1 pseudogene is annotated in these 548 nt (G+C 65.1%); it reads left to right on the top strand.

The features are described 5' to 3' along the window. Window positions 1–548, top strand: a pseudogene (locus tag ABEA12_RS14965) (hypothetical protein); the annotation flags it as partial.

Genomic DNA, 548 nt, shown 5'->3' with positions numbered 1-548 from the left:
GTCCGCGACGGACTCGCCGCCCTGGACATGAGCGGCACCGCCAAGGAACACCACGAGAAGATCGCGTTGACCGAGGAAATCAAGGGCGCCGCCAGTGGCGCCCAAGTCATGTCCGCAACCATGCTCGAAGCCGAAGTCATCACCCAACGCACCGAAGCCGGTGCCCGCATGAACAACCCCGCCTTCGGCGTCGGAGCACAAATCGCCCTGGCGCGGCGTGAATCCCCCGAGCGAGGCCGCTCCTTCCTGGCCTTCTCCCGCCGCCTGCTGGCCAACCTGCAATTCACCCTCGCCGCCCTGGTAGCCGGAAAGATCAGCGAAGCCCACGCACGGATCATCGATCGGGAAACCGAACACCTGAACCAGGAACACCGCCAGGAAGTGGACCGCAACCTGCTGAAAAACCCCGACGCTTTCAAGGGCCTATGCCAGCAAGCGGTCACCGACCGGGTCCGGACCCTGACCTACCACTACGACAGCTCCGACGCACTGACCCGCTTGGAAGAAGCCAAGGCACGACGCCACGCAGCGGTGTTCCCGGCCCGCGA

The organism is Paeniglutamicibacter antarcticus, from assembly GCF_039544305.1.
GTDB lineage: Bacteria > Actinomycetota > Actinomycetes > Actinomycetales > Micrococcaceae > Paeniglutamicibacter > Paeniglutamicibacter antarcticus_C.
Note: the sequence above shows the minus strand (reverse complement) of the source record. Positions and strands in the feature narration are given on the sequence as shown.